Below are 23,056 nucleotides of genomic sequence, written 5' to 3'. Positions count from 1 at the left end.
CTTTAGACTCGGAGCCATGACGATCGATCCCACCGCGAACGCCGGCGGCTCAGGCCCAGACGACTCCGCATCCCAGACGCGCTCCCTCGCGATCAGCGAGCACACCGTAGCGCTCCGCAAGGCGCTCCTGCTCGGAACCCTCGCCTGGCTGCTCATGTCCGTGATCTCCGTCGTGGTCTGGCTCCTCGTCTCCGGGACGCCCGGCATCTGGGGGGTCCTCGTCGGCGCGGCCATCGGTGGCTTTTTCGTGTTGACGACGGCAATCGTGACCCTCGCGACGGCGAATTCCCGCGCGGCGACGATGGGCGCGACCCTCCTCGGCACGTGGCTGCTCAAGCTCATCGTCGTGATTCTCGTCGTCGCGCTGATCAAGGGCATGGATTTCTACTCGCGGCCCGCCCTCGTGGTCACCATGGCGCTATCGCTCGTCGTGGTGCTCGCAGTGGAGACGTGGACCGTGATGCGCTCCAACGCGCCCGTCATCGAGCCGGCGATCTTCCGACAGAAGTAGGGCTGCGTCGACCTGGGAATCGCACGCTCCGCCGTCATTCCACGGATTTCGCGACACATGACGAATTGATTTGCGCAATCTGAGAAGGCGCTAGAAACGACACGTCAACGGCCCGGCGGAGCGCCGCGCGGGGCAGGGGCCCAAGTGTCATTTCGGTTACATGCTTTGTTACTATCTTCATAGTGTGCCGACGGACTCCACACGGGGCTCCAGATGGGAAACCATGCGGAGCTCGGCGCCGGACCCACTCGAAACGAGTAGAGGTTCAGCTGTCGTGGGAAAGTCCGCGCATACGCCTGCGCATGTCACAAGGACGTGTCCGCAGCCCGATGGACCGAACCGCACCGCACCATCCAGGCGGCCCGAGTAGGGGAGAGAACGCTGAGCACCACAACGCTGGCATTCAAGGGCGAATTCCACGCCCCCACGCTGAACGATTTTTTCCCCGATGCGGTTCTGTTTGGGGGCACCCCCTTCCAGCTCGATCGGATCATGCTGATCCGCCTGCTGATGACCGTCCTCGTGGCCCTGTTCTTCTTCTTCGCGCTCCGCGGCGCGAAGATCGTGCCGCGCGGTGCGCAGAACGTCGCCGAGATCGCTCTCGATTTCGTGCGGGTCAACATCGTCGAGGAGATCATCGGCAAGAAGCACGGTTACCGCTTCCTGCCGCTCGTCACCACCATCTTCTTCCTGGTCCTGGCGTGTAACCTCCCGTCGGTCATCCCGTTCCTCAACATCTCGCCGAACGCGCGCATCGGCATGCCGCTGGTCCTCGCGGTGGTGGCGTACATCGCCTTCATCTACGCGGGCTCCAAGGAGTACGGGTTCTTCTCCTTCGTGGGGAAGTCGATCGTCGTGCCGAACCTGCCGCTCCCGCTGCACTTCCTCGTGATCCCGATCGAGTTCCTCTCGACCTTCGTCCTCCGCCCGCTCACGCTGACGATTCGTCTCATGGCCAACATGCTCGCCGGGCACATCATGCTCGTCCTGCTGTTCTCCGCGACGAACTTCTTCTTCTGGCAGTTCAGCGGCTGGACGATCGTCAGCCCGGTGACGTTCATCGTCTCGATCGGCTTCATGCTCTTCGAGCTCCTGGTTATCTTCCTCCAGGCCTACATCTTCGCCCTGCTCACCGCCGTGTACATCGAGCTGGCGATCCACGCCGACAGCCACTAGGGCCGCGGGCCCGGTAGCAGAGCGCGGGTAACCCGCCCGGCGCGCTCCCGGAGCCCCGCCCCAGGGGATCGGCACCACAGACCACCTGTCCGACCACCAACCACCACACAGACCTGACCGTCTCCGCGGACCTCGCGGGGCGGCCAACCGAAAGGGAATGGATTCCAGATGGATATCGTCACTCTCGCCCAGGCGGCTTCCGAGACCAAGTTCAAGGGCCTCGGCGCCGTCGGCTACGGCCTCGCGGCCATCGGCCCGGGCGTCGGCATCGGCATCGTCGTCGGCAAGGCCATCGAGGGCATGGCCCGCCAGCCCGAGATGGCCGGCCAGATCCGCACCACGATGTTCCTCGGCATCGCCTTCACCGAGGCCCTGGCCCTCATCGGTATCGTCACCGGCTTCATTTTCTAAATTCGCCTCGACGAGAAGTAAGGACCAACTAGATGATCTCCGATCTCGTATTCCTCGCCGCCGAAGGTGGTGAGTCTCTCCCGCTGGAGGAAGAGCCCAACGTGCTCCTCCCGGCGTGGTACGACATCGTCTGGTCGCTCGTTGCCTTCGTCATCCTTCTCATCGTCTTCTGGAAGTTCGTTCTTCCGATGGTGAAGATGGTGGTTGCGGCGCGCACCGAGAAGATCGAGGGCGGTATCGAGCGCGCCGAGGCGGCTCAGCGCGAAGCCAAGGAGGCGCTCGACAAGTACAACGAGCAGCTCGCCGAGGCCCGCGGTGAGGCCGCGAAGATCCGCGAGGACGCCCGCCTCCAGGGGCAGCAGATCCTCACGGACATGAAGGCCGATGCACAGAAGGAAAGCGACCGCATTGTCGCCAGCGGCCAGCAGCAGCTCGACGCGCAGCGCCAGCAGATCGTGCAGGAGCTCCGCTCGGACCTCGGCAACCAGGCGGTGAGCCTGGCCGAGAAGCTCATGGGCGAGCAGCTGTCGGATTCCGTCAAGCAGTCCGGCACCATCGACCGCTTCCTGGCCGACCTGGACAAGGTCTCCGGGCCGGGTCAGAAGTAAGGAAAGTGACGTAAAGATGCACGCAGCCAGCCGCGATGCCCTCGCGAAGTGCCGTGAGAAGTTGCAAGGAACGATCGGGCAGAAGTCGGACGGGGGAGCCACTGCCGCCACAATCGGCAGCGAGCTCTTTCAGGTGGTCGAGGTTCTCGATGCCGATCGTTCGCTCCGCATCGCGGTCGCCGATTCTTCGGCGCCGGCAGCAGCCCGCCAGGACCTCGCGCGTTCCCTCTTCGGATGGAAGGTCGGCGACGCCACCCTCGAGATCGTTCTCGAGGCCGTTGGTCAGAGTTGGTCGAACCCGCGCGATCTCCGCGACGGACTCGTCGACCTGGGCCGCCTGAGCCTCTTGGCTTCGGCCGCGGCACAGGGGCAGCTCGCGACGGTCGAGGACGAGCTGTTCCGGCTCGGCCGCATCGTCGCGGGCAACCCGGAGTTCGAGCAGGCGCTCGCCGACAGGCAGGCGCCGGCGGACGCCAAGCGTGCACTCCTCGGAACGGTCCTCTACGGCAAGGTCACCGCGGTGACCGAGACGCTGGCCTCCCAGGCCGTCGTCCGCCCGGAGAGCCGACCCGCGGAGGATCTCGATGCGCTGTCCCGTATGGCCGCGGAGCTCCAGGGCACCTCGGTCGCCGACGTGACGAGCGCGAAGGATCTGTCGGACGAGCAGCTCTCGTCCCTCAAGGCCCGTCTCGGGAAGATCTACGGTAAGGACATGGCCGTACACCTCTCGGTCGATCCCACGATCATGGGTGGTCTTGTCATCCGGGTGGGCGACGAGGTCATCGACGGAAGCGTCTCCGGCCGTATCGAATCGATGCGCCGCCGTATTCCGTGACCCCTCGGTCGGTGTCGCCCTGCGGGAGCGGCATCGGCCACGACGACAACGGCCGCCCGGCGGTCGGTGTCCACCCGCGAGACCACGTAAAGAGTCGATTGGCCCCAATCGATACCCGAACTTAGTGAGAGCAGGAAACACATGGCGGAGTTGACGATCTCCTCCGACGAGATCCGCAGCGCGATTGCAAACTACACCCAGAGCGTGTCGCAGGAAGCTTCCCGCGACGAGGTCGGCATCGTGACCGACACCAGTGACGGCATCGCCCACATCAGTGGGCTCCCGTCCGCGATGGCCAACGAGCTCCTGGAGTTCCCGGGCGGCGTCCTCGGCGTGGCCCTGAACCTCGACGACCGCGAGATCGGCGCCGTCATCCTCGGTAACTTCGACGAGATCGAGGAGGGCCATGAAGTCCGCCGCACGGGCGACGTCCTCTCCGTCCCGGTGAGCGACAACTTCCTCGGGCGCGTCGTCAACCCGCTCGGCGAGCCCATCGACGGTCTCGGCCCGATCGAGGCCACCGAGCGTCGCGCCCTCGAGCTCCAGGCCGCCTCGGTCCTCGAGCGCCAGCCCGTCGAGGAGCCGATGCAGACCGGTATCAAGGCCGTCGACGCGATGACCCCGATCGGCCGCGGCCAGCGTCAGCTCATCATCGGCGACCGCAAGACCGGCAAGACCACGCTCTGCATCGACGCGATCCTCAACCAGAAGGCCAACTGGGAGTCGGGCGACAAGACGAAGCAGCTCCGCTGCATCTACGTCGCCGTCGGCCAGAAGGGCTCCACCATCGCGGGCGTCAAGGCGACTCTCGAGGAGTACGGCGCGATGGAGTACACCACCATCGTCGCGGCCCCGGCCTCCGACTCCGCCGGCTTCAAGTGGCTCGCGCCCTTCACCGGCTCGGCACTCGGCCAGCAGTGGATGTACGAGGGCAACCACGTCCTCATCGTCTTCGACGACCTCTCCAAGCAGGCCGAGGCCTACCGTGCGATCTCCCTCCTCCTCCGCCGCCCGCCGGGCCGCGAGGCCTACCCGGGCGACGTGTTCTACCTGCACTCCCGCCTCCTCGAGCGTTGCGCGAAGCTCTCCGACGAGCTCGGCGGCGGTTCGATGACCGGCCTGCCGATCATCGAGACCAAGGGTAACGACGTCTCGGCGTTCATCCCGACCAACGTCATCTCCATCACCGACGGCCAGGTCTTCCTCGAGTCCGACCTGTTCAACCGCGGTGTCCGCCCGGCCGTCAACGTCGGTATCTCGGTCTCCCGTGTCGGTGGCGCGGCCCAGACCAAGGGCATGAAGAAGGTGTCGGGCTCCCTGCGTCTCGACCTCGCGGCGTTCCGCGACCTCGAAGCCTTCGCGACGTTCGCCTCCGACCTCGACGCTGCCTCCAAGGCGCAGCTCGAGCGCGGTTCCCGCCTCGTCGAGATCCTCAAGCAGGACCAGAACGCCCCGGTGTCGGTCGAGGACCAGATCGTCTCGATCTTCCTCGCCTCCGAAGGTGCTTACGACTCGGTCCCGGTAGAGGACGTCCGCCGCTTCGAGGACGAGCTCATCGCCGACCTGCACCACAGCGCCTCCGATGCCTACGAGCAGATCGAGGGCGGCAAGGTGCTCAACGACGAGTCGAAGTCCTCGCTCCTCGAGCGCACCGATGCCTTCAAGCAGGGCTTCGTTGCCTCCGACGGTTCGCGGGTCGTCGAGCAGCCGGCCGACGCGATGGATTCCGAGGACGTGGCCAAGGATCAGCTCCACGTCACGAAGAAGACCTCGTAGGGCCGTAGGACTCTGTTCGAGATGACACTCAACGAACGTCGAACCAACGAGGGGAGGGCATAGCACATGGCGAACTTGCGAGAACTACGCAGCCGGATCAAGTCGGTCAATTCGACCAAGAAGATCACCAAGGCGCAGGAGCTCATCGCTACCTCGCAGATCACGAAGGCGCAGCAGCGTGTCGAAGAGGCGCGCCCCTACGCCGATCAGATCACCGCTATCCTCCAGGACCTCGCGTCCGCTTCGTCTCTGGATCACAAGATGCTCAACGAGCATCCGGATCCGAAGCGCGCCGCGATCCTGGTGGTGAGCAGCGACCGCGGTATGTGCGGTGGCTACAACTACAACGTGTTCAAGGCGACCGCCGAGCTCCGTGCTCTCCTCGAGTCCGAGGGCAAGGAAGTCGACCTCTACGTGATGGGCGGCAAGGGAGTCGGCTACTACCGCTTCCGCGGAACGCCGCTCGCCGGCTCGTGGACCGGTTTCTCCTCGAAGCCGGTCTACGAGGACGTCCAGGGCGTCTTCGGTCTCCTCGCCGCACTCTTCCGCGCCGGCGCGGGGGAGCAGGTCGAGGGCTCGGAATTCCTAGACAACGACACGAGCAGCTACGAGGGCGTCGACGAGGTCCACCTCATCTACACCCGCTTTGAGTCGATGCTCACGCAGACGGCGCAGGCTCGTCGCCTCGCGCCGATCGAGACCGTCGTCGGCGAGGAATCGATGCATCTCGGCGACGGGATGGTCGAGGACGATTCCACAGCCGAGATCAAGCCGGAGCTGAACTTCGAGCCGGACGCGCAGACCCTGCTCGACGCGATCCTCCCGCGGTACCTCGGTTCCCGCGCCTTCGCGGCGCTTCTCGAGTCGGCCGCATCGGAGTCGGCGGCGCGCCGTACGGCCATGAAGGCCGCGACGGACAACGCCACCGAGCTCGTCAACAACCTGAGCCGAGAGGCCAACCAGGCCCGGCAGGCACAGATCACCCAGGAAATCAGCGAGATTGTCGGTGGCGTCGATGCGCTTGCCGCTAGCGCAGGAAGTGATTAGGAAATGAGCACCCCCGTAATGGAGCAGAGCCAGAGCGGCACGGCCGGCCTCACCGGCCGCGTGTCCCGCGTGCTCGGTGCGGTCGTCGACGTGGAATTCCCCCGCGGCGCCCTTCCCGAGCTGTTCAACGCACTCACCGTCGAGATCGGGCTCGAGTCGGTCGCGAAGACCGTGACCCTCGAGGTCGCCCAGCACCTCGGCGACAACATGGTCCGCACCATCTCGATGCAGTCCACCGACGGACTCATCCGTGGCGCGACCGTCACCGACACCGGTAAGCCGATCTCGGTCCCGGTCGGCGACGAGGTCAAGGGCCACGTCTTCAACGCCCTCGGCGACTGCCTCGACGCACCGGGCACCGGTCGTGACGGCGAGCAGTGGGGCATCCACCGCCAGCCGCCGGCCTTCGACCAGCTCGAGGGCAAGACCGAGATCCTCGAGACCGGCATCAAGGTCATCGACCTCCTCACCCCGTACGTCAAGGGCGGCAAGATCGGCCTCTTCGGCGGCGCCGGCGTGGGCAAGACGGTGCTCATCCAGGAGATGATTACCCGTATCGCCCGCGAGTTCTCCGGTACCTCGGTGTTCGCCGGCGTCGGCGAGCGCACCCGTGAGGGCACCGACCTCATCCTCGAGATGGACGAAATGGGCGTCCTCCAGGACACGGCCCTCGTCTTCGGCCAGATGGACGAGCCGCCGGGGACGCGTATGCGCGTCGCCCTTTCGGCGCTCACGATGGCGGAGTACTTCCGCGACGTCGAGGGCCAGGACGTGCTCCTCTTCATCGACAATATCTTCCGCTTCACGCAGGCCGGCTCGGAGGTCTCCACCCTCCTCGGACGCATGCCTTCGGCCGTCGGTTACCAGCCGACGCTGGCGGACGAGATGGGTCAGCTTCAGGAGCGGATCACGTCGACGAAGGGCCGCTCGATCACCTCGCTGCAGGCGATCTACGTCCCTGCCGACGACTACACCGACCCGGCTCCGGCGACCACCTTCGCCCACCTCGACGCGACCACGGAGCTCTCCCGCTCCATCGCCTCCAAGGGCATCTACCCGGCCGTCGACCCGCTCACCTCGACCTCTCGAATCCTCGAGCCGTCTATCGTGGGCGAGGAGCACTACCGCGTCGCGCAGGAAGTCATCCGGATCCTCCAGAAGTACAAGGAGCTCCAGGACATCATCGCGATCCTCGGTATGGACGAGCTCTCCGAAGAGGACAAGATCACGGTCCAGCGCGCCCGCCGCATCGAGCGCTTCCTCGGCCAGAACTTCCTCGTCGCGATCAAGTTCACCGACATCCCCGGTTCGGTCGTGCCGATCAAGGACACCATCGAGGCGTTCGACAAGATCTGCAAGGGCGATCTCGACCACATCCCCGAGCAGGCGTTCAACGGCGTCGGCGGTCTCGACGACGTCTACGCGGCCGCCGAGAAGCTCGCCAAGTAGGAGGCACCCACATGGCAGACCTCGAGGTCGTCATCGTCACCGTCGAGCGCGAGTTCTGGTCGGGCACGGCGAGCATGGTGGTTGCCAAGACCACCGAGGGCGAGATCGGTATCCAGCGCGGCCACGAGCCGCTGCTGGGCCAGCTCGACGCCACGGGCACCGTCTCGGTCTACACGGACGAGGGCAAGAGTGTCGCCTCCGTCCGTGGCGGGTTCATCTCCGTCACCGCATCGAAGGTGCAGGTGCTCGGTGAGGGCGCCGACTGGGCCGAGAACATCGACAAGGCCGCCGCCGAGCGGATCCTCGCCGATTCCGGCTCCTCTGAGCTCCAGCGTGACACCGCCCGCTCCCGGATTCTCGCCGTGGAGAAGGCCGGCGCCTAGCTCCGGCCGAAAGGCACCTGGCGAGACCGGTCGAGTAGCCCGGTTCCGCTCGAGGAGGGGGTCGATCCCGAACAGGGGTCGACCCCCTCCTTTCGTTTGTGCCGTGGCGCGGCCGCGCAGTAGGTTTTATGACAACCGAATCGCCTGAACAACGCAGGGGGGTGTCGGATGGTAACGAGGGTCCTCATTGCCGTCGTGCTCGTCGTGGTGGTGGCCTTGCTCGTCGCCGTCGCCTATCGCTTCCTCATGTTCCGCGGCTCGGGGGCCCCCATCGTCATGTCGACCCCCGCGCGGGCCGGTGCGCCCGACCGCTGGCGGCATGGAATCCTCCGCTATACCGAGGACACGGCGATGATCGTCAAGCTGTTCAGTCTGCGGCCCACATCCGATCTCGTCCTCCGCCGTCAGTCCATAGTCCTCGACGTCGCGCGCAAGCCCGGAACCGAAGGGGAGCTCGCGTTCGTGGACCCGGACGAGGTCATCGTCCCGTTTACCGCCACAGACCTTCGCGGGCGCCCCGTAGCCGGTTCGCTCGCACTGTCCAACCAGTCGCACGCCGCCATGCGATCGTGGGTCGAAGCCTGTTCGTCCCAGCAGATCAAAGGGCGGCGTGCCCGTTTCTAGATAGAGGCCGCCCTTGCGACTCGTCATCGCCGAGTGCCAGGTCGACTACGTCGGCCGGCTCACCGCCCACCTTCCGCGCGCGAAGCGACTCCTTCTCGTCAAGGCCGACGGTTCGGTGAGTGTCCACGCAGACGATCGTGCCTACAAGCCGCTCAATTGGATGAGCCCGCCGTGCACGCTCACCGAGTTCGAGCTCTCCGGCGGCGAGCCCGCGGAAGGCGCTCCGGCGTCTGCGGCGACCGCCCCGTTCCCCGAGGACGCCGAACGCGCGTGGATCGTTGAGAACAAGGCGGGGGAGCAGCTCCGTATCTCGCTGTTCTCCGTCGACCTCGACGAGTCTCAGGAGCTCGGCGAGGACCCGGGGCTCATCAAGGACGGCGTCGAGGCGCATCTACAGGAGCTGCTGGCCGAGCACATCGGCACGCTGGGCGAGGGGTACTCGCTCATCCGGAGGGAATACATGACGGCGATCGGTCCCGTCGACATTCTGTGCAGGGATTCCGACGGCGGGACGGTCGCGGTGGAGATCAAACGCCGGGGCGAGATCGACGGCGTCGAGCAGCTCACCCGCTACCTCGAGCTCCTCAACCGCGATCCGCACCTCGCCCCCGTCGAGGGCGTGTACGCGGCGCAGGTGATCAAGCCGCAGGCCAAGACTCTCGCCGAGGATCGCGGCATCCGCTGCCTCACCCTCGACTACGACGCCCTGCGCGGCACCGACAGCCTCGAGCTGCGGTTGTTTTAGGCCCCGCCCGGCCGGACCCTCTGTCCGGATCGGGAATGCGGATGAGAGGAGCGTGGCGTGGGCCGGAAGAACAGGAGGCCGCGGCTGGTCGGCGGCGATGCGCCTCTGCGCGGCGGGCCCGCCCGGCGCGAAACCGGGCCGCTCGGGGACACCGGCTCCTTCTACCGGGTGGTGCTCATCCCCGCCCAGCGCGCCGCGAAGGCCTACCGTTGCCCGGGCTGCGACCAGGAGATCGCGAGGGGCGTCGCGCACGTCGTCGCGTGGCCCGAGGACGACGAGGCGGGCGAGTGGCGGCGACACTGGCACTCGGGCTGCTGGACGGCCCGCGCGACGCGGAGCATCACCCGCCGCTGGAGCTGAGCCCGCATAGGGCTGTCACGCCGAACTGCTGCGGCGCCACGGGTGAGCGAGCCCGGAGCGCTAGGACTCGCTTCGGGAGTCCCGGGCGTTGACGCGGCCTTGTGCGCCCTCGGCGTGCCTGCCGGTCGGTGCGTCCCGTGCGTCCCACGAAGCCGGGAGACGCTTGGAGAGCCGGGTGAGCTCGCCGTCATACCGCGGCCTATCGAGTTCGAAGGATTCGAGGACCGAGCGGGCGCGGGCGATGTCCGAGAGCATCGACTTGCGCACCGATCCGAGCTCGCCGACTCGGTCGTACGCGGCCGCGACGAGCTCGTCGGCGTCCTCGCGGGCGGCGGCGCGGGCCGCCTTGGCATCGGCCTCGGCTTCCGCGCGCCAGCGGCGGGCGTCCTCCTCGGCGGCCGTTCGCCACTCGCGCGCGTCGTTCTCGGCGGCCGCGCGCCAGTCCCGCGCGTCTCCGGTCGCGGCATCCCTGGCGGCGCGAGCGGCCTCGGCTGCGGCGAGACGCTCGGTCTCGATCTCCTCGTTGGTCGCGACGCGACGTGCATCGGAGGCAATCCGGTAGTCCTCGTCCTCGGCCTCGCGCCGGCTGCGCGCCTCGGCGTCGAGACGCTCTCGCGTCTGTGCCGCGGCGAGATCCCTGGCCTGGATGTCGTGCTCGGCGGCGGCCACGGTCCGCGAAGCCTCGCGGCGGGCGGATTCGAGGATGCGGCCGCGCTCGCCGGAGATCTGCTCGGCCTGGAGGCGGGCCTGGCGGACGATCTCGTCCGCCTCCGAACGAGTACGCCATGCGTAGTCGTCCGCCTCGTTGCGGGTGGCGTTGGCGTCCGTGACGGCGCTGTTCCGCGTCTCCTCGGCCTCCTGATCCGCGAGGAGCAGCATGCTGCGCAGGCGCTCGGACATGTCGTTGCTCGTGACCGGCGACTTGCCCAGGCGCGTGACCTCGCCGCGGAGACGCTCGATCTCCCTGTTGGCCTCCGCGAGTTGCGTCTCGAGCCGGTTGCCGTGCGTGATGGCCTGGTGGCGATCCGCCTGCAGCATCCCGGCTTCCGCCTCGAGTCGCGTGATCGCCTCGATGACCGCGCCGGGCTCGTAGCCCCTACGGACGGTCGCGAGGTTGTGGCGCAGGGCGATTTCGTGATCGGCGGTGGACATGCGCCTAGGATAAACCAGCCCGTCGCGCCGGGTCGCTAATGCGAGACGGCGGGCTCCACGAGCTCTAGGAGGACGCCGCCGGCGTCCTTCGGGTGCACGAAATTGATGCGCGAATCCGCAGTGCCGCGGCGGGGCTCGGGGTAGAGCACGCGGACGCCCGCAGCGTCGAGGTGCGCCATGACCGCCTCGATGTCCGAGACCCGTACCGCCATCTGCTGGAGCCCGGGTCCGTTCTTCTCGAGGAACTTCGCGATCGTCGAGGACTCCGAGAGCGGCGCGAGCACCTGGATCATCGCCGAGCCCGGTGCGGCGCCCGCGGGGGCGAGCATGGCCTCGCGGACGCCTTGCTCCTCGTTGACCTCTTCGTGGGTGTTGACGAAGCCGAGTGCGTCTCGATACCAGGCGATCGCCGCCTCGAAATCGGCCACTGCGACGCCGACGTGGTCGACTGCGGTCACGAGACCGGCCGGGATGGCCGAGATTCCGGTGTTTCCAGTTGCCATGAGTTAACCGTTTTCGTTGATTCCGCTCGTTATACGCGGTTTTGATTGCCCTGTGGGATTCCGGACCGACTATAGTCGGCCATGAGTTCCCATCGCTGCCGTTTCGCGGTCTACCGCGGGCGGCAGGCGAGTCCCCGCGCCGGCCCTGTGCACGGGGATCCGGTTCGAGCCAGGAGATCTACCGTGACGACCAATAGCCCCATCGCCGCAGCGGACATCGACGACGACGCCATCGTCATCGTCTCCGGAGCACGCACCCCGTTCGGCAGGCTTCAGGGCGCGCTCTCCTCGCTCTCCGCGCCGAAGCTCGGCGCGGAGGCGATCAAGGGCGCGCTCGCCAAGGGCGGCGTCGCTGCCGACTCCGTCGACTACGTGATCATGGGCCAGGTCCTCGGTGCCGGCGTCGGCCAGATGCCCGCCCGCCAGGCGATGCTGGGCGCCGGAATTCCCGCTTCGGCGCACGCGCTCACGATCAACAAGATGTGCCTCTCCGGTCTCACGGCGATCGCCCTGGCCGGGCAGGCCATCCGCGCGGGTGAGGCGAAGGTGGTCGTCGCCGGCGGCCAGGAGTCGATGTCGCTCGCCCCGCACCTGCTGCCCAAGTCCCGCTCGGGCTACAAGTACGGCTCCGTCGAGGTGCTCGACCACATGGCCTACGACGGCCTCGAGGACGTGCCGACGGAGCAGCCCATGGGTGCGCTCACCGAGCAGCGCAACGCCGAGCTCCGCATCGGCCGCGAAGAGCAGGACGAGTTCTCCGCGACCTCGCACCAGCGCGCCGCCGCCGCGTGGGAGAAGGGACTGTTCGCCGACGAGGTCGTCCCCGTGACCATCTCGGGCCGCAAGAGTGACACCGTCGTGGAGACCGACGAGGGCGTCCGTGGCGATGCCACTGCCGAATCGCTCGGCAAGCTCCGCCCCGCCTTTTCGAAGGACGGGACCATCACGGCAGGCTCGTCGTCCCAGATCTCGGATGGCGCCTCCGCAACGGTGGTGACGACGGCCGCCACCGCTCGCAAGGAGGGCTGGCCCATCCTCGCCGAGGTCGTCCAGTACGGCACGGTCGGCGGGCCCGATTCCACGCTGCAGCACCAGCCGGCCGCCGCCGTCGCGGACGCCTCCGCGAAGTCCGGTGTCGCCGTCGAGGACATCGATCTCTTCGAGTTCAACGAGGCCTTCGCCTCCGTGGGCATCCACTCGACGCGAGAGCTCGGCATCGATCCGGAGCTCGTCAACGTCAATGGCGGTGCCATCGCGATCGGCCACCCCATCGGAGTCTCGGGCAATCGCGTCGTGCTCACGCTCGCGCTGGAGCTCGCGCGCCGCGGCGGCGGGACCGGCGCTGCAGCGCTCTGTGGCGGCGGCGGCCAGGGCGACGCCCTGATCATCCGCGTGCCCGCGCAGGGCTGAGCCACTCGAGGGGGCCGGGCCGCACCGAGCGTTCGCCCGGCCCGGCCGAGCGGCCTGGCCCGGCCGAGCGGCCTGGCCCGGCCGAGCGGCCTGGCCCGGCAGTGTGGGACGGCGCGGCAGTGTGGCACGGCCGGTCCGCGCGGTTCGACCCGGCGGCGAGTCCTCCGCGGGAAATGGAACAATTGTGGCGTGACTCGACCGAATAATCGCCCAGCCAGCCGCCGCGCATCCGCATCTGATGCGCGCCTCGCCGCCTCGCTCTCGGGGGCGGTCGACCTTTCCGGGATCAAGGATCGCGCCGACGCGCAGAAGCGCGCGCCCGAGGGCGGGGGAGCCGCCAGCGCCGGCAACTCGGCCGGCGCCTCCGGCGCCCCCGCTGCTCCTGGTTCCACGAGCCTCCAGGTCAACGAGCAGAACTTCGAAACCGAGGTGCTCCAGCGCTCGATGCAGGTGCCCGTGCTCGTGGAGCTCGGTTCCTCGCGGGCCCCCACGGCGATGACCTCCACGCTCTCCCGCCTCGCCGCCGAGGACGGTGGCACGTGGGTCCACGCGTACTGCGACGTCGACCAGTCGCCGGGCATCGCCCAGGCGTTCCGCGCGCAGGGGGTTCCCATGGTCATCGCGGTGGCGGGCGGGCGCCCGCTCACCGATTTCGAGGGTGAGCAGCCCGAGGACCAGCTCCGCCTCGTGATCGACAAGATCCTCGAGGTCACTGCCGGAAAGCTCGAGGGCCCCGTCGACGGCGCCGAGCAGCCCGATGCCGCCGAGGGCGGCGAGCCGGAGGACCCGGAGCGCGACGCCGCGGAGAACGCGCTCGCCGAGGGCGATCTCCCGCTGGCCGAGGAGCGTTTCCGGTCGCTTGTCGACGCCCGGCCCGGCGATCACGGGCTCCTCGAGGCACTCCGCTTCGTCCAGGTCTCGCGCCGCGTCGCCGAGGAGAAGGATCCGGTCGCCGAGGGAATGTCGGAGGACGCCGCCTCGGCGCTGTCGTCGGCCGATCTCAAGATCATGGCGGGCTCGTACGCCGATGCCTTCGAGGCCGTGGTCTCGGCGATCCGAGTCTCGGCGGGGGACGAGAAGAACGCTCTGCGCAACCGACTCCTCGAGCTCCTCGAGACACTGCCCGCGAACGACGCCGATGTCCTCGCTGCGCGACGCAACCTCGCGACCGCCTTGTACTAGCCGAACGGAACGGTCGCCGACGGCGCCGCTCGTCGACCTCCAGCGGTGCACCCGGGCGACGCCCCGCGAGGGTCGGCGGGCGCGGAATACGGCGCGCGTAGGCTGGCGACCGTGACACCTCCCAATCACGACGCCACACAGAAGGCCTCCTCCGCCGCAGCGGGCACCGTTTCGGCATCGCTCCAGGAGCCGGGCAGCGAGGACCTTGTCATCGACTTTCGAGGGGTCGAGCTGCGCCGACAGGGCGCAACCCTCGTCGGCCCGCTCGACTGGCAGGTCGAACTCGACGAGCGCTGGGTGGTCCTCGGCCCCAACGGGGCGGGGAAGACCTCGCTCATGCGCCTCGCCGCGGCGCAGGAATTCCCCTCGCGCGGCACCGCGCGGGTCCTCGGCGAACTCATGGGTCGTACCGAGGTCACCGAGCTCCGCACCCGAGTCGGGCTCTCCTCGGCCGCCCTGGCGCAGCGGATCCCCGATGAGGAGAAGGTCGCCGATATCGTCGTTTCCGCCGGATACTCCGTCCTCGGCCGCTGGCGCGAGAAATACGACGCAATGGACTACGAGCGGGCCGCCGACACGCTCGAGGCGATGGGCGGCGAGCACCTCTCCGAGCGCATGTGGGGCACGCTGTCCGAGGGAGAGCGCAAGCGTGTGCTCATCTCGAGGGCCCTGATGACCGACCCGGAGATGCTCCTCCTCGACGAGCCGGGCGCGGGCCTCGATCTCGGCGGCCGCGAGGAGCTGGTCTCGCGGCTCTCCGACCTCGCTCTCGATGCCGACGCCCCGGCCGTCGTCCTCGTCACCCACCACGTCGAGGAGATCCCGCAGGGGTTCACCCATGCGATGCTCCTCGCCGAGGGCGGTGTCACGGCCTCGGGGCTCATCGAGGACGTCATCACCAGTGAGAACCTCACACGCACCTTCGCCCAGAACATCGTCGTAGAACAGGTCGAGGGCCGCTATTTCGCCCGCCGTTCGCGCCCGGGCCGCCACCGCCGCGGCCGCCTCTAGCGACGCTCTACATGCGTAGTGACGACGTGGCGTTCGCGCTTTCGGTGCCGGGCGAAGAGGCGCTCGCCTGGGTCGATTCCCTCGACTTCGGCGGCTCCTCGAGAGTCTCCTCGTCGGCGGCCGTGCGTGCGCGCTACGGGGAGCGCGCCGCCGCCCTCATCGATCTCTCCACCGGCAGGCGCAAGGCCGTAGCCAAACTCCGCCCCGAATCCGCCGGGGGATCGGGGAGCGAGGGCTGGGTACTCGGTGCCGACGCCGCCGAGCAGACCACGCCGTGGCAGGTCGCGCACCTGCGCGCACGCAGGCTCTCGGGGCGGGCCGTGCACGATCTCACGTGCTCGGTCGGCGCCGAACTCGCCGAGCTGACCCGCGAATGCCCCGTGGTCCTCGGCTCCGACCTCGATCCGGCACGCGCGGCGATGGCGCGGCACAACGTCCCCGGGGCTCTCGTCGCCGTCGCCGATGCCCTCGCCCCGCCGACGCGCCCCGACGCCGATCTCGTCCACATCGCCGATCCGGGGCGCAGGTCCGGCGGCCGCCGCATCGCCGACCCCGCGGCGGTCGAGCCTCCGCTGCCCGCGCTCCTCGATGTCCTGGCGGGGCGGGACTTCGCCGTCAAATGCGCCCCCGGTCTCGACTACACGGCGCTCGCGCACGGTGGCGAGACGGAGATCGTGAGCCTCGGTGGCGGAGTGAAGGAGGCGTGCCTGTGGTCGGGCTCGCTCTCGGCCGGAGTGGGCCGGCGGGCGACCGTGATACACACGGCGACCCGGCCGGTGGCCGGCACCGAGACCGGTGCACCGAGCCGTCACGGGGACGGCCCCTCGCATGCGGCGGACTTCGGGCGTTCGCTCGACGGTGGCGGCTGGTTCGAGACGGTCACCGATCTCGACCCCGAGATCGGGGCCGCGGATCCGGACCCGGAAACGGACCGCTTCCTCATGGAGCCCGACGGCGCTATCGTCCGCGCGGGTCTCGTGCGACACTGGGCGTTCCGGCACAGCCTGCGGCAGCTCGACCCGCGCATCGCCCACCTAACGGGAGCCGAGATACCGGCTGGCTACAGCGGGTTCGAGGTGCTCGAGCGGCACGGACTCGATCTCAAGGCCCTCCGCTCGCGCTTTCGTGAGCTCGACTGCGGCTCGCTGGAGATCCTCGTCCGCGGCGTCGATAAGGACCCGGACGCGCTGCGGAAGAAGCTCGGGCTCAAGGGGAAGCGGCCGCTGGCGCTCGTGATCTCGAGGGTCGGCGAGCGCGCGGTCGCGTACATTTGCGGGGCCCGCCGTCACGAGCCGACCCTCTCTACAAAAGTCTAAGGTGTGCCGAAGGCGTAGACGCGGCCCACCGACATGGCGAGGACGAGTGTGTCGGAGGTGTCGAGGGTGAGCCCTGCCACGGGGCCCTCGGCAGCGGGGACGGGCACGGACCACAGCTCGTCGCCGTTACCGCCTGCGAGTGCGCGAAGCGCGACCCCGTTGTCCTTCGTCCGCGATGCGAGGAGGACGTCGCCGGACGAGGTGAGCACGGGCGCGGTGAGTGAGGCGGCGTCGCGGGCGCGCCACGTCTCCGAGGCCGAATCCCCGTCGTCGTGGAGGACGGCGGTCTCCGAACCCCGCAGCGCCGCGCTGGTGACGGCATCCGTCTCGTCGCCATCGGGGCCGCGGTAGAAGCTCGCCGTCCGCCCACCGACGACGATGGTCCCGTCCGCGGAGACCGCGGGGGCGAAATCGGTGTCGATCCCGGTGTCGACGTGCCAGCGCTCTTCCCCGTCGGAGGTGGAGTATGCGGCGAGGGCGGAGTCGCCGGCGACGTACGCGGTGCCGCCGTCCGCGGAGAGCACGACGGGCGCGCCGGTCCTGCCGTGGGCGAGCGGCACCCGCCAGGCCTCGCGGAGCTCGACGGCCGCGTCGGGATCGGTGGGGGAGGCGGACTCGTCCGGATTGCTCCGCGAGGTGGTCGCTACGTCTCCGGCGACGAGCTCCGGGGCGTCCTTTCCGGGCGTCCATACGGTGACGTAGAAGCGCGTGCCGTCCGCGGAGATCGCGGCCTGCGCCGGGACCGGGCAGCCCTCCGTGCCGGTATCGCACCACGGGAGCCCGTACTCGGCGGGCATGTCCGGTGCCTTGCCCGCGAGTTCGAGCGTGCCCGAGCGGCTGTCACCGTGCTGGGTGTCGTGTACGACGGCCCCGCCGAAATTCGAGATGGTGAGCAAGAACTGACCATTGAGCTGCCTCGCCGTGGTCCCGACGCCCGGGGGCGTCGTTCCCCAGCGGTGCTCGCCCTCGCCGGAGACCGCGGCAGCGCCCTCGAGCGCTGGCCAATAGGTATCGCCGAACCTGTTGGTCTGGGTGGAGATCCGGGACCCGGCGATGGGCTCGCGGACGCACCAGTCCTTGCGGCCGTCGCCGAGGTCGAGGTTGTAGATGTTGCAGCCCGAGTCCGAGAGCGTGGCGACGATGGTCTTGCCGAGGTCGGTGAAGACGCCGGGTCCCGGTACGACCGCGCCGAGGTCGCGCGACCAACGCAGGTCGGGTTTGTCCGGGGTGCCCGAGGGGGCGACGGAGGAGTTGCGCAGGTCGGCATAGGTGGAGGACCAGTCGTCCGCCTGCCCCGGGTGCGCATCGAGGACGGGCGTGACGGGACTGCAGGCGGCTGTGATCGAGGCGGCGGCGAGCGCCAGGCCTGCCAGGGCGAATGCCGGGGCGAGCGCGGGGCGGCGCGCGCCCCGCTCGATCCACTTCGCCACCGGCATCCTCCATACCCACCGCCGACGTGCGAAGCGCCGGTCGTTCCCGTTCGGCCCCCAGCGGGGCTCCGTCCTCGGCGGACCGTCAGATCGGCCCGCGTGCTTCCCATAGATTAACGGGTGTACGGCCCCGGGCCCGCGAGCGACGCCCCGGCGCGACCGGCCTTGTCCAGCGGCCGCGGGAGCAGGCGCGGCTCGCGGAGGGGGCTCGGGTGTGGCCGCCGACACCGCGGCACTACCCGCCCGGCACTTCAGTTCGACCTTACTTGCGGGTAGGGTATTGGGATACGTCGCCGCTCGGAAACGGCGGAGGCGTGCCGAATACCTGGTGTGGTGCGTGTCGCCGACCTGGCGGTGCAGGTAGAGTTCGTGGTTGAGAAACCACGCTCACCCGTATCGCGGGACGACCGCAGGGCGCAATGTCTCCCGTGCGGCGCGGTCGGTGCCGTATTTCCCGGGTCGAACGGCGGTTCTTGTTCTGGACAGGGCAGTTTTCGAGACGAAACTCGCAGGAGGTCGAAGCAGACCAATGACAAATATTGTCGTACTTATCAAGCAGGTTCCGGACTACACGGAGCGCGAACTCTCCGATGGTGACAACACCATCGATCGCGAGAACACCACCGCGATCATCGACGAGATCAGCTCGCAGGCAGTCGAGACCGCGCTGCAGATCAAGGACGCTGCCGGCGACGGCAAGGTCACGGTCTTCACCGTCGGCCCGGCCGGCGCGAAGGACGCGCTGCAGAAGGCCCTCGCCATGGGTGCCGACGAGGCCGTGCTGCTCAGCGACGATGCCATCGCCGGCTCCGACGTGGTCCAGACCTCGTGGGCGATCGCCAACGTGCTCTCGGGTCTCGAGGGCACCGAGCTGGTCATCGCGGGCAACGAGGCCTCGGATGGCCGTTCCGGCTCCGTCCCGGCGATCATCGCCGAGTACCTCGGCCTGCCGCAGCTCACGCACCTGTCGTCGGTCACCGTCGAGGGTGGCAACGTCAAGGGGAAGCGCGAGCTCGACGACGGTGTGTACGAGGTCGAGTCGGCGCTGCCGGCCGTCATCTCGGTCAACGAGAAGGTCGGCGAGGCCCGCTTCCCGTCCTTCAAGGGCATCATGGCCGCCAAGAAGAAGCCGCTCAACGAGATGGCTCTCGGCGATACCAACATCGAGGCCGGCCAGGTCGGTCTCGACAACGCCTCCACCAAGGTGGTCTCGGCCGCGCCGAAGCCGCCGCGCGAGGCCGGCGAGAAGATCGAGGACGAGGGCGAGGGCGGCAAGCAGATCGCCGAGTACCTCGTTTCGCAGAAGATCATCTAGTCGTCCCCGGCCGGCCCAGTGCCGGACCAGGCCGACTCGAGCCAAGCCTCAAGCAAGACTCTTTCCATAGGAGCGAATAGAACTCATGGCTGAAGTACTGGTAGTCGTCGAGCATGTCGACGGCGAACTGAAGAACGTCTCGAAGGAACTGCTCACCGCCGCCCGCGTGCTCGGCGAGCCGTCCGCCGTCGTGTTCGGTGCCGAGGGCACGGCAGAGGGCTTCAAGGACGCCCTCGCCGCTGCCGGCGCCGCGAAGATCTACGCCGCCGAGGGCGACAACGTCACGGGCTTCGTCGTGGCGCCGAAGGTCGATGTCCTCGCCGGCCTCGCCGAGAACGGCGCGTCCGCGATCGTCCTGCCCGCGACCCTCGAGGGTCGCGAGGTCGGTGGCCGCGTCGCCGCTCGCACCGGTTCGGGCTTCCTCACCGATGTCGTCGAGATCAAGGACGGCGGCAACGCCGTCCACTCGATCTTCGGTGGCGCTTACACTGTAGACGCCGCCCCGTCGGGCTCCTCGCCCGTCTACGTGGTCCGTCCGGGCTCCGTCGAGGCGCAGGAGAACGCCGCGGCGGGCGAGGTCGTCAAGGTCGGCGTCCCGGCGTCCGAGGGTGCCGCGAAGATCACCTCCGTGAGCCCTATCGAGGGCGGCGACCGCCCGGAGCTCACCGAGGCGAAGATCGTTGTCTCCGGTGGCCGCGGTGTCGGCTCGGAGGAGAACTTCGGCAAGGTCGTCGAGCCGCTGGCCGACGCCCTCGGTGCCGCCGTCGGTGCGTCGCGTGCCGCCGTGGACTCCGGCTTCTACCCGCCGCAGTTCCAGGTCGGCCAGACCGGTAAGACGGTCACGCCGCAGCTTTACATCGCGCTCGGCATCTCCGGTGCCATCCAGCACCGCGCCGGCATGCAGACCTCGAAGACCATCGTCGCCGTCAACAAGGACGAAGAGGCGCCGATCTTCGAGATCGCCGATTACGGCATCGTCGGCGACCTGTTCAACGTCGCGCCGCAGCTCACCGAGGCCGTCAACGCCCGCAAGTAGGCTCGACGCGAACGCGCCGCGGGGCTTGACCGCCCTCCGGCACTCCCGGGGCGCTCCGCTATCACGGCGGGGCGCCCCTGGCGCATTTCCGTCCCCGATCGGCCCGGGATCGTGTGGTCGGGCGGGCCGGGTCGGTTTCGCACCCACTCGGGATGACGGCGAACGTCGCGTGTCCCCTCGGCGAACGGCAGGTGGACGGGGCCAGGCAAAGTAGGCCGCGGCGACACCTCGGCGTCGTGTCGGCGCCGCCGCCGGTTGGGATCTGTCCAGCACGATAGCCACATGACGAGCACGAAAACGCAGGTGGCATACCCGATCGACGCCGGAGCCCGGCTCGCCCCCGGGCCGGTCCACTCGGGGACCGCCGTGCCCGCCCGCGCCGCGAATGTTCCTTCTACTGCGACCGCGCACGGTCCTTCGGCGCCGGCCGGTGGGGAGCGCTCGTCCGCGACGGGCAGCGTAGAGGGATCGCATAACACCCGCAAGATCAAGGGCCCTGTCCACGCCTGGTACCCGTACTCGGAGTGCGGGGCGGGCTGCGTTGCCGGTGAACACGATGCTCCCGCCGCGGGCCCGCTCACGGTCGCGGCCAGGGCGATCGGAATGCTCCGGCTGCCCGGGCTCATCGCGCGCGCTGCCGTGGCCGCCTCGTCGCCTAGCGCGCGGCGCCGCTCCGCCGCAGGACCGGAGGTAGCACGAACGCTCCTCGATTACGTGGGCATCGACGTCATCCTCGACGCACAGCCGCGCGCCCTCGAGGCCCTCCGGGAGAAGGGGGTGCTCGTCGCCGTCAACCACCACACGTGGTGGGACGTGGCGGTGCTCGCCTCGATCGCGCCGATGCGCTTTATCGCCAGGGACGACCTGGGGCGTGCGCCGCTCGTCGGTGGGCTCGTCTCGACCATGGGCACCGTCTTCATCGATCGCACCTCGTTGCGCTCGCTACCCGGCGTGGTCGGGGAGTCCGCGAGGCTGCTACTCGAAGGACACAATGTGGTCGCGTTCCCAGAGGCGACGACGTGGTGCGGGGAGGCGCACGGGCGCTTCCGTCCCGCGCTGTTCCAGGCAGCGATCGACGCGGGGACCCCGGTCGTGCCCATCGAGATCGAGTACCGAGGCAGAGATGGGCGCCGCACCGGCGCTGCGGCGTTCGTAGGCAAGGACACGGTGCTCAGCTCGGTGTGGAACGTGATCTCCGGGCGCTGCACCACCGTGCACGTCCGGCTCTACCCGCCGCTGCGACCCGGGCAGAACGCGCCGGAGACCCGTCGCGATCTCGCGGCCGTGGCGCACCACGTGATCTTCGGCGACAGAGGCGAGCGCACGCACGGGTAGGCGTTTCGGGCAGCGGGCGCGGCTGGGGCAGGCAACCGCCCGCAGGACAGCGCCTCCGCGGGTGGTGGCCCACCGATCGCGGGGGATACCCTCGATCCTGATATGAGCACATCTGCCGCCTCTTCGACCGAGCCGCGCTCCCGGGCCCCCGGAACGGCTGCCGCGCGGCACTACCTCGACCACGCGGCCACGACCCCGCCGCGCCCCGCCGCCCTCGACGCATTCGTCCGGGCGTCCGCAGGGCACAACGCCTCCTCGCTGCACGCCGACGGGCGAGCCGCACGCAGCATGCTCGAAGACGCCCGCGAGGAGATCGCGGAGCTGCTCGGTGCCGCGCCCGCGGAGGTCGTGTTCACCTCCGGCGGCACCGAGGCCGACAACCTCGGGATCCTCGGCGCCGCCCGCGCCGCGCTCGCAGGCGGCGCCGACACCCGTGTGCTCGTCTCCGCAGCCGAGCACCACAGCGTCCTCGACGCCGCGGAGCAGGCCGGGCGGGAGGGCGCGCGGGTCGCGCTCGTGCCGGTGTCGCCTGAGGGCGCTCCGACTGCCGCCGCCATGCGCGCCGAGCTGGCCGCGATGTCCGCCGAAGGGCCGGGGAGCGCGCGGGCCACCGAGAAGCCCGCATACGTATTCGGCGCGATGCACGCCAACAACGAGATCGGCACGCTCACCGGGACCGCCGAGCTCGCCGGGATCGCCGCAGCGGCCTACGGCGTGGGCGGGCACTTCCACGTCGATGCCGTTCAGTCGGCCGGCCACGTGCACGTCGATTTCGCCGCCTCGGGTGCGGACTCGATGAGCATGTCCGGGCACAAGTTCGGCGCCCCCATCGGCATCGGCGCGCTCCTCGCGCGGAGGACCGCTCGCATCCAGCAGCTCGGCTTCGGCGGAGGGCAGGAACGGGACCTGCGCTCGGGCAGCGTCAACGTGCCCGGTGCCGTCGCTATGGCGGTGGCGCTGCGCGAATCGATCGCCGAGATGGACGCCGAGGCCCGGCGCCTCGTCGCCCTGCGCGACCGCCTCGCCACAGAGATCCTTTCGGCCGTTCCGGGCTCCCGGCTCGTCGGGCCTGCGGAACCCGGCGGCTTCTCGCGCCGCCTCCCCGGCAACGTCAACATCGTGTTCCCGGGGAGCGAGGGCGAATCGATGATCATGCTTCTCGACGAGCGCGGCATCTCGTGCTCGACCGGCTCGGCGTGCACCGCCGGGGTTGCCGAGCCCAGCCACGTGGCGCTCGCCACGGGGATGGGGGCGGCGGATGCGCGCTCCGTACTCCGCTTTACCCTCGGCCACACCAGCACCGATGCCGATGTCGACGCGGTCCTGCGCGCGATGCCGGAGGTCGCCGCGAAGGCGCGGAGCTCCGCCGTCACAGGCTCTCGACTTCGCCCCGGGCGCTAGGGCGCGCAACAATGGTGGGGTGATGCGGCCTGCGGACTCG

General features: G+C 69.1%; 23 protein-coding genes. 20 read left to right on the top strand and 3 right to left on the bottom strand.

Annotated features, from left to right (window positions below; genetic code table 11):
* The first annotated feature begins 16 nt into the window (after positions 1-16).
* The 12 genes from V7E05_RS03265 (at position 17) to V7E05_RS03210 (ending at position 9,925) form a co-directional block, all read left to right on the top strand.
* On the top strand, positions 17-511 hold the full coding sequence (locus V7E05_RS03265; RefSeq protein WP_333618238.1) for a hypothetical protein: 495 nt from the start codon (positions 17-19) through the stop codon (positions 509-511).
* A gap of 396 nt (positions 512-907) precedes the next feature.
* Positions 908-1,687 (top strand): F0F1 ATP synthase subunit A, encoded by a 780-nt coding sequence (gene atpB / locus V7E05_RS03260; protein WP_333618247.1) that lies wholly within the window; start codon positions 908-910, stop codon positions 1,685-1,687.
* Between the two features lie 168 nt (positions 1,688-1,855).
* A complete protein-coding gene (locus tag V7E05_RS03255) occupies positions 1,856-2,098 on the top strand; it encodes an ATP synthase F0 subunit C (RefSeq protein ID WP_333618237.1) in 243 nt (80 codons plus the stop codon).
* A 32-nt stretch (positions 2,099-2,130) separates the two neighbouring features.
* Positions 2,131-2,706 carry a F0F1 ATP synthase subunit B gene (locus tag V7E05_RS03250; protein WP_442891581.1) on the top strand — a complete coding sequence of 192 codons (576 nt, stop codon included), beginning with the start codon at positions 2,131-2,133 and terminating at the stop codon, positions 2,704-2,706.
* A 16-nt stretch (positions 2,707-2,722) separates the two neighbouring features.
* Positions 2,723-3,541 (top strand): F0F1 ATP synthase subunit delta, encoded by an 819-nt coding sequence (locus V7E05_RS03245; RefSeq protein ID WP_333618236.1) that lies wholly within the window; start codon positions 2,723-2,725, stop codon positions 3,539-3,541.
* A 141-nt stretch (positions 3,542-3,682) separates the two neighbouring features.
* The gene (atpA, locus tag V7E05_RS03240; protein ID WP_333618235.1) at positions 3,683-5,317 is read left to right on the top strand and encodes a F0F1 ATP synthase subunit alpha; all 1,635 of its coding nucleotides are present in this window, start codon (positions 3,683-3,685) and stop codon (positions 5,315-5,317) included.
* Positions 5,318-5,383: 66 nt separating this feature from the next.
* On the top strand, positions 5,384-6,364 hold the full coding sequence (locus V7E05_RS03235; RefSeq protein ID WP_333618234.1) for a F0F1 ATP synthase subunit gamma: 981 nt from the start codon (positions 5,384-5,386) through the stop codon (positions 6,362-6,364).
* An 18-nt stretch (positions 6,365-6,382) separates the two neighbouring features.
* Entirely contained in the window at positions 6,383-7,813 is a 1,431-nt protein-coding gene (gene atpD / locus V7E05_RS03230) for a F0F1 ATP synthase subunit beta (protein WP_442891582.1), read from the top strand.
* Between the two features lie 11 nt (positions 7,814-7,824).
* Entirely contained in the window at positions 7,825-8,196 is a 372-nt protein-coding gene (locus V7E05_RS03225) for a F0F1 ATP synthase subunit epsilon (RefSeq protein ID WP_333618232.1), read from the top strand.
* Positions 8,197-8,364: 168 nt separating this feature from the next.
* On the top strand, positions 8,365-8,820 hold the full coding sequence (locus V7E05_RS03220) for a DUF2550 family protein (RefSeq protein WP_333618231.1): 456 nt from the start codon (positions 8,365-8,367) through the stop codon (positions 8,818-8,820).
* Positions 8,821-8,833: 13 nt separating this feature from the next.
* Positions 8,834-9,565, top strand: coding sequence for an endonuclease NucS (nucS, locus tag V7E05_RS03215; protein ID WP_333618230.1), 732 nt, complete (start codon positions 8,834-8,836; stop codon positions 9,563-9,565).
* 57 nt (positions 9,566-9,622) lie between these two features.
* Complete coding sequence (locus tag V7E05_RS03210; RefSeq protein WP_333618229.1) at positions 9,623-9,925, top strand: ATP/GTP-binding protein; 303 nt, start codon at positions 9,623-9,625, stop codon at positions 9,923-9,925.
* Positions 9,926-9,985: 60 nt separating this feature from the next.
* Here V7E05_RS03210 and V7E05_RS03205 read toward each other — a convergent pair whose 3' ends face one another.
* Both V7E05_RS03205 and mce read right to left on the bottom strand, forming a co-directional pair.
* The gene (locus tag V7E05_RS03205; protein WP_333618228.1) at positions 9,986-11,077 is read right to left on the bottom strand and encodes a hypothetical protein; all 1,092 of its coding nucleotides are present in this window, start codon (positions 11,075-11,077) and stop codon (positions 9,986-9,988) included.
* A 35-nt stretch (positions 11,078-11,112) separates the two neighbouring features.
* A complete protein-coding gene (gene mce / locus V7E05_RS03200; RefSeq protein ID WP_333618227.1) occupies positions 11,113-11,580 on the bottom strand; it encodes a methylmalonyl-CoA epimerase in 468 nt (155 codons plus the stop codon).
* Between the two features lie 183 nt (positions 11,581-11,763).
* On the opposite strand from mce, the gene V7E05_RS03195 reads away from it, so the two are divergent.
* From V7E05_RS03195 to V7E05_RS03180, 4 genes are all read left to right on the top strand, one after another.
* A complete protein-coding gene (locus V7E05_RS03195) occupies positions 11,764-12,990 on the top strand; it encodes an acetyl-CoA C-acyltransferase (RefSeq protein WP_333618226.1) in 1,227 nt (408 codons plus the stop codon).
* Between the two features lie 189 nt (positions 12,991-13,179).
* Positions 13,180-14,172 (top strand): tetratricopeptide repeat protein, encoded by a 993-nt coding sequence (locus V7E05_RS03190; RefSeq protein WP_333618225.1) that lies wholly within the window; start codon positions 13,180-13,182, stop codon positions 14,170-14,172.
* A gap of 210 nt (positions 14,173-14,382) precedes the next feature.
* Positions 14,383-15,183 (top strand): ABC transporter ATP-binding protein, encoded by an 801-nt coding sequence (locus V7E05_RS03185; protein ID WP_333618245.1) that lies wholly within the window; start codon positions 14,383-14,385, stop codon positions 15,181-15,183.
* Positions 15,184-15,194: 11 nt separating this feature from the next.
* A complete protein-coding gene (locus V7E05_RS03180) occupies positions 15,195-16,499 on the top strand; it encodes a THUMP-like domain-containing protein (protein ID WP_333618224.1) in 1,305 nt (434 codons plus the stop codon).
* Here the strand turns inward: V7E05_RS03180 and V7E05_RS03175 are convergent.
* Positions 16,496-17,929, bottom strand: coding sequence for an outer membrane protein assembly factor BamB family protein (locus V7E05_RS03175; RefSeq protein ID WP_333618223.1), 1,434 nt, complete (start codon positions 17,927-17,929; stop codon positions 16,496-16,498). The genes V7E05_RS03180 and V7E05_RS03175 overlap by 4 nt on opposite strands.
* A gap of 529 nt (positions 17,930-18,458) precedes the next feature.
* Between V7E05_RS03175 and V7E05_RS03170 the strand changes: the two genes are divergently transcribed.
* From V7E05_RS03170 to V7E05_RS03155, 4 genes are all read left to right on the top strand, one after another.
* On the top strand, positions 18,459-19,244 hold the full coding sequence (locus tag V7E05_RS03170; protein ID WP_333618222.1) for an electron transfer flavoprotein subunit beta/FixA family protein: 786 nt from the start codon (positions 18,459-18,461) through the stop codon (positions 19,242-19,244).
* An 85-nt stretch (positions 19,245-19,329) separates the two neighbouring features.
* Positions 19,330-20,280, top strand: coding sequence for an electron transfer flavoprotein subunit alpha/FixB family protein (locus tag V7E05_RS03165; RefSeq protein ID WP_333618221.1), 951 nt, complete (start codon positions 19,330-19,332; stop codon positions 20,278-20,280).
* A 282-nt stretch (positions 20,281-20,562) separates the two neighbouring features.
* Positions 20,563-21,615 (top strand): lysophospholipid acyltransferase family protein, encoded by a 1,053-nt coding sequence (locus tag V7E05_RS03160; RefSeq protein ID WP_333618220.1) that lies wholly within the window; start codon positions 20,563-20,565, stop codon positions 21,613-21,615.
* 102 nt (positions 21,616-21,717) lie between these two features.
* Positions 21,718-23,016, top strand: coding sequence for a cysteine desulfurase family protein (locus V7E05_RS03155; RefSeq protein ID WP_333618219.1), 1,299 nt, complete (start codon positions 21,718-21,720; stop codon positions 23,014-23,016).
* The last annotated feature ends 40 nt before the right edge of the window (positions 23,017-23,056 follow it).

The organism is Dietzia sp. (assembly GCF_036741115.1).
Taxonomy (GTDB): Bacteria; Actinomycetota; Actinomycetes; order Mycobacteriales; family Mycobacteriaceae; genus Dietzia.
Note: the sequence above shows the minus strand (reverse complement) of the source record. Positions and strands in the feature narration are given on the sequence as shown.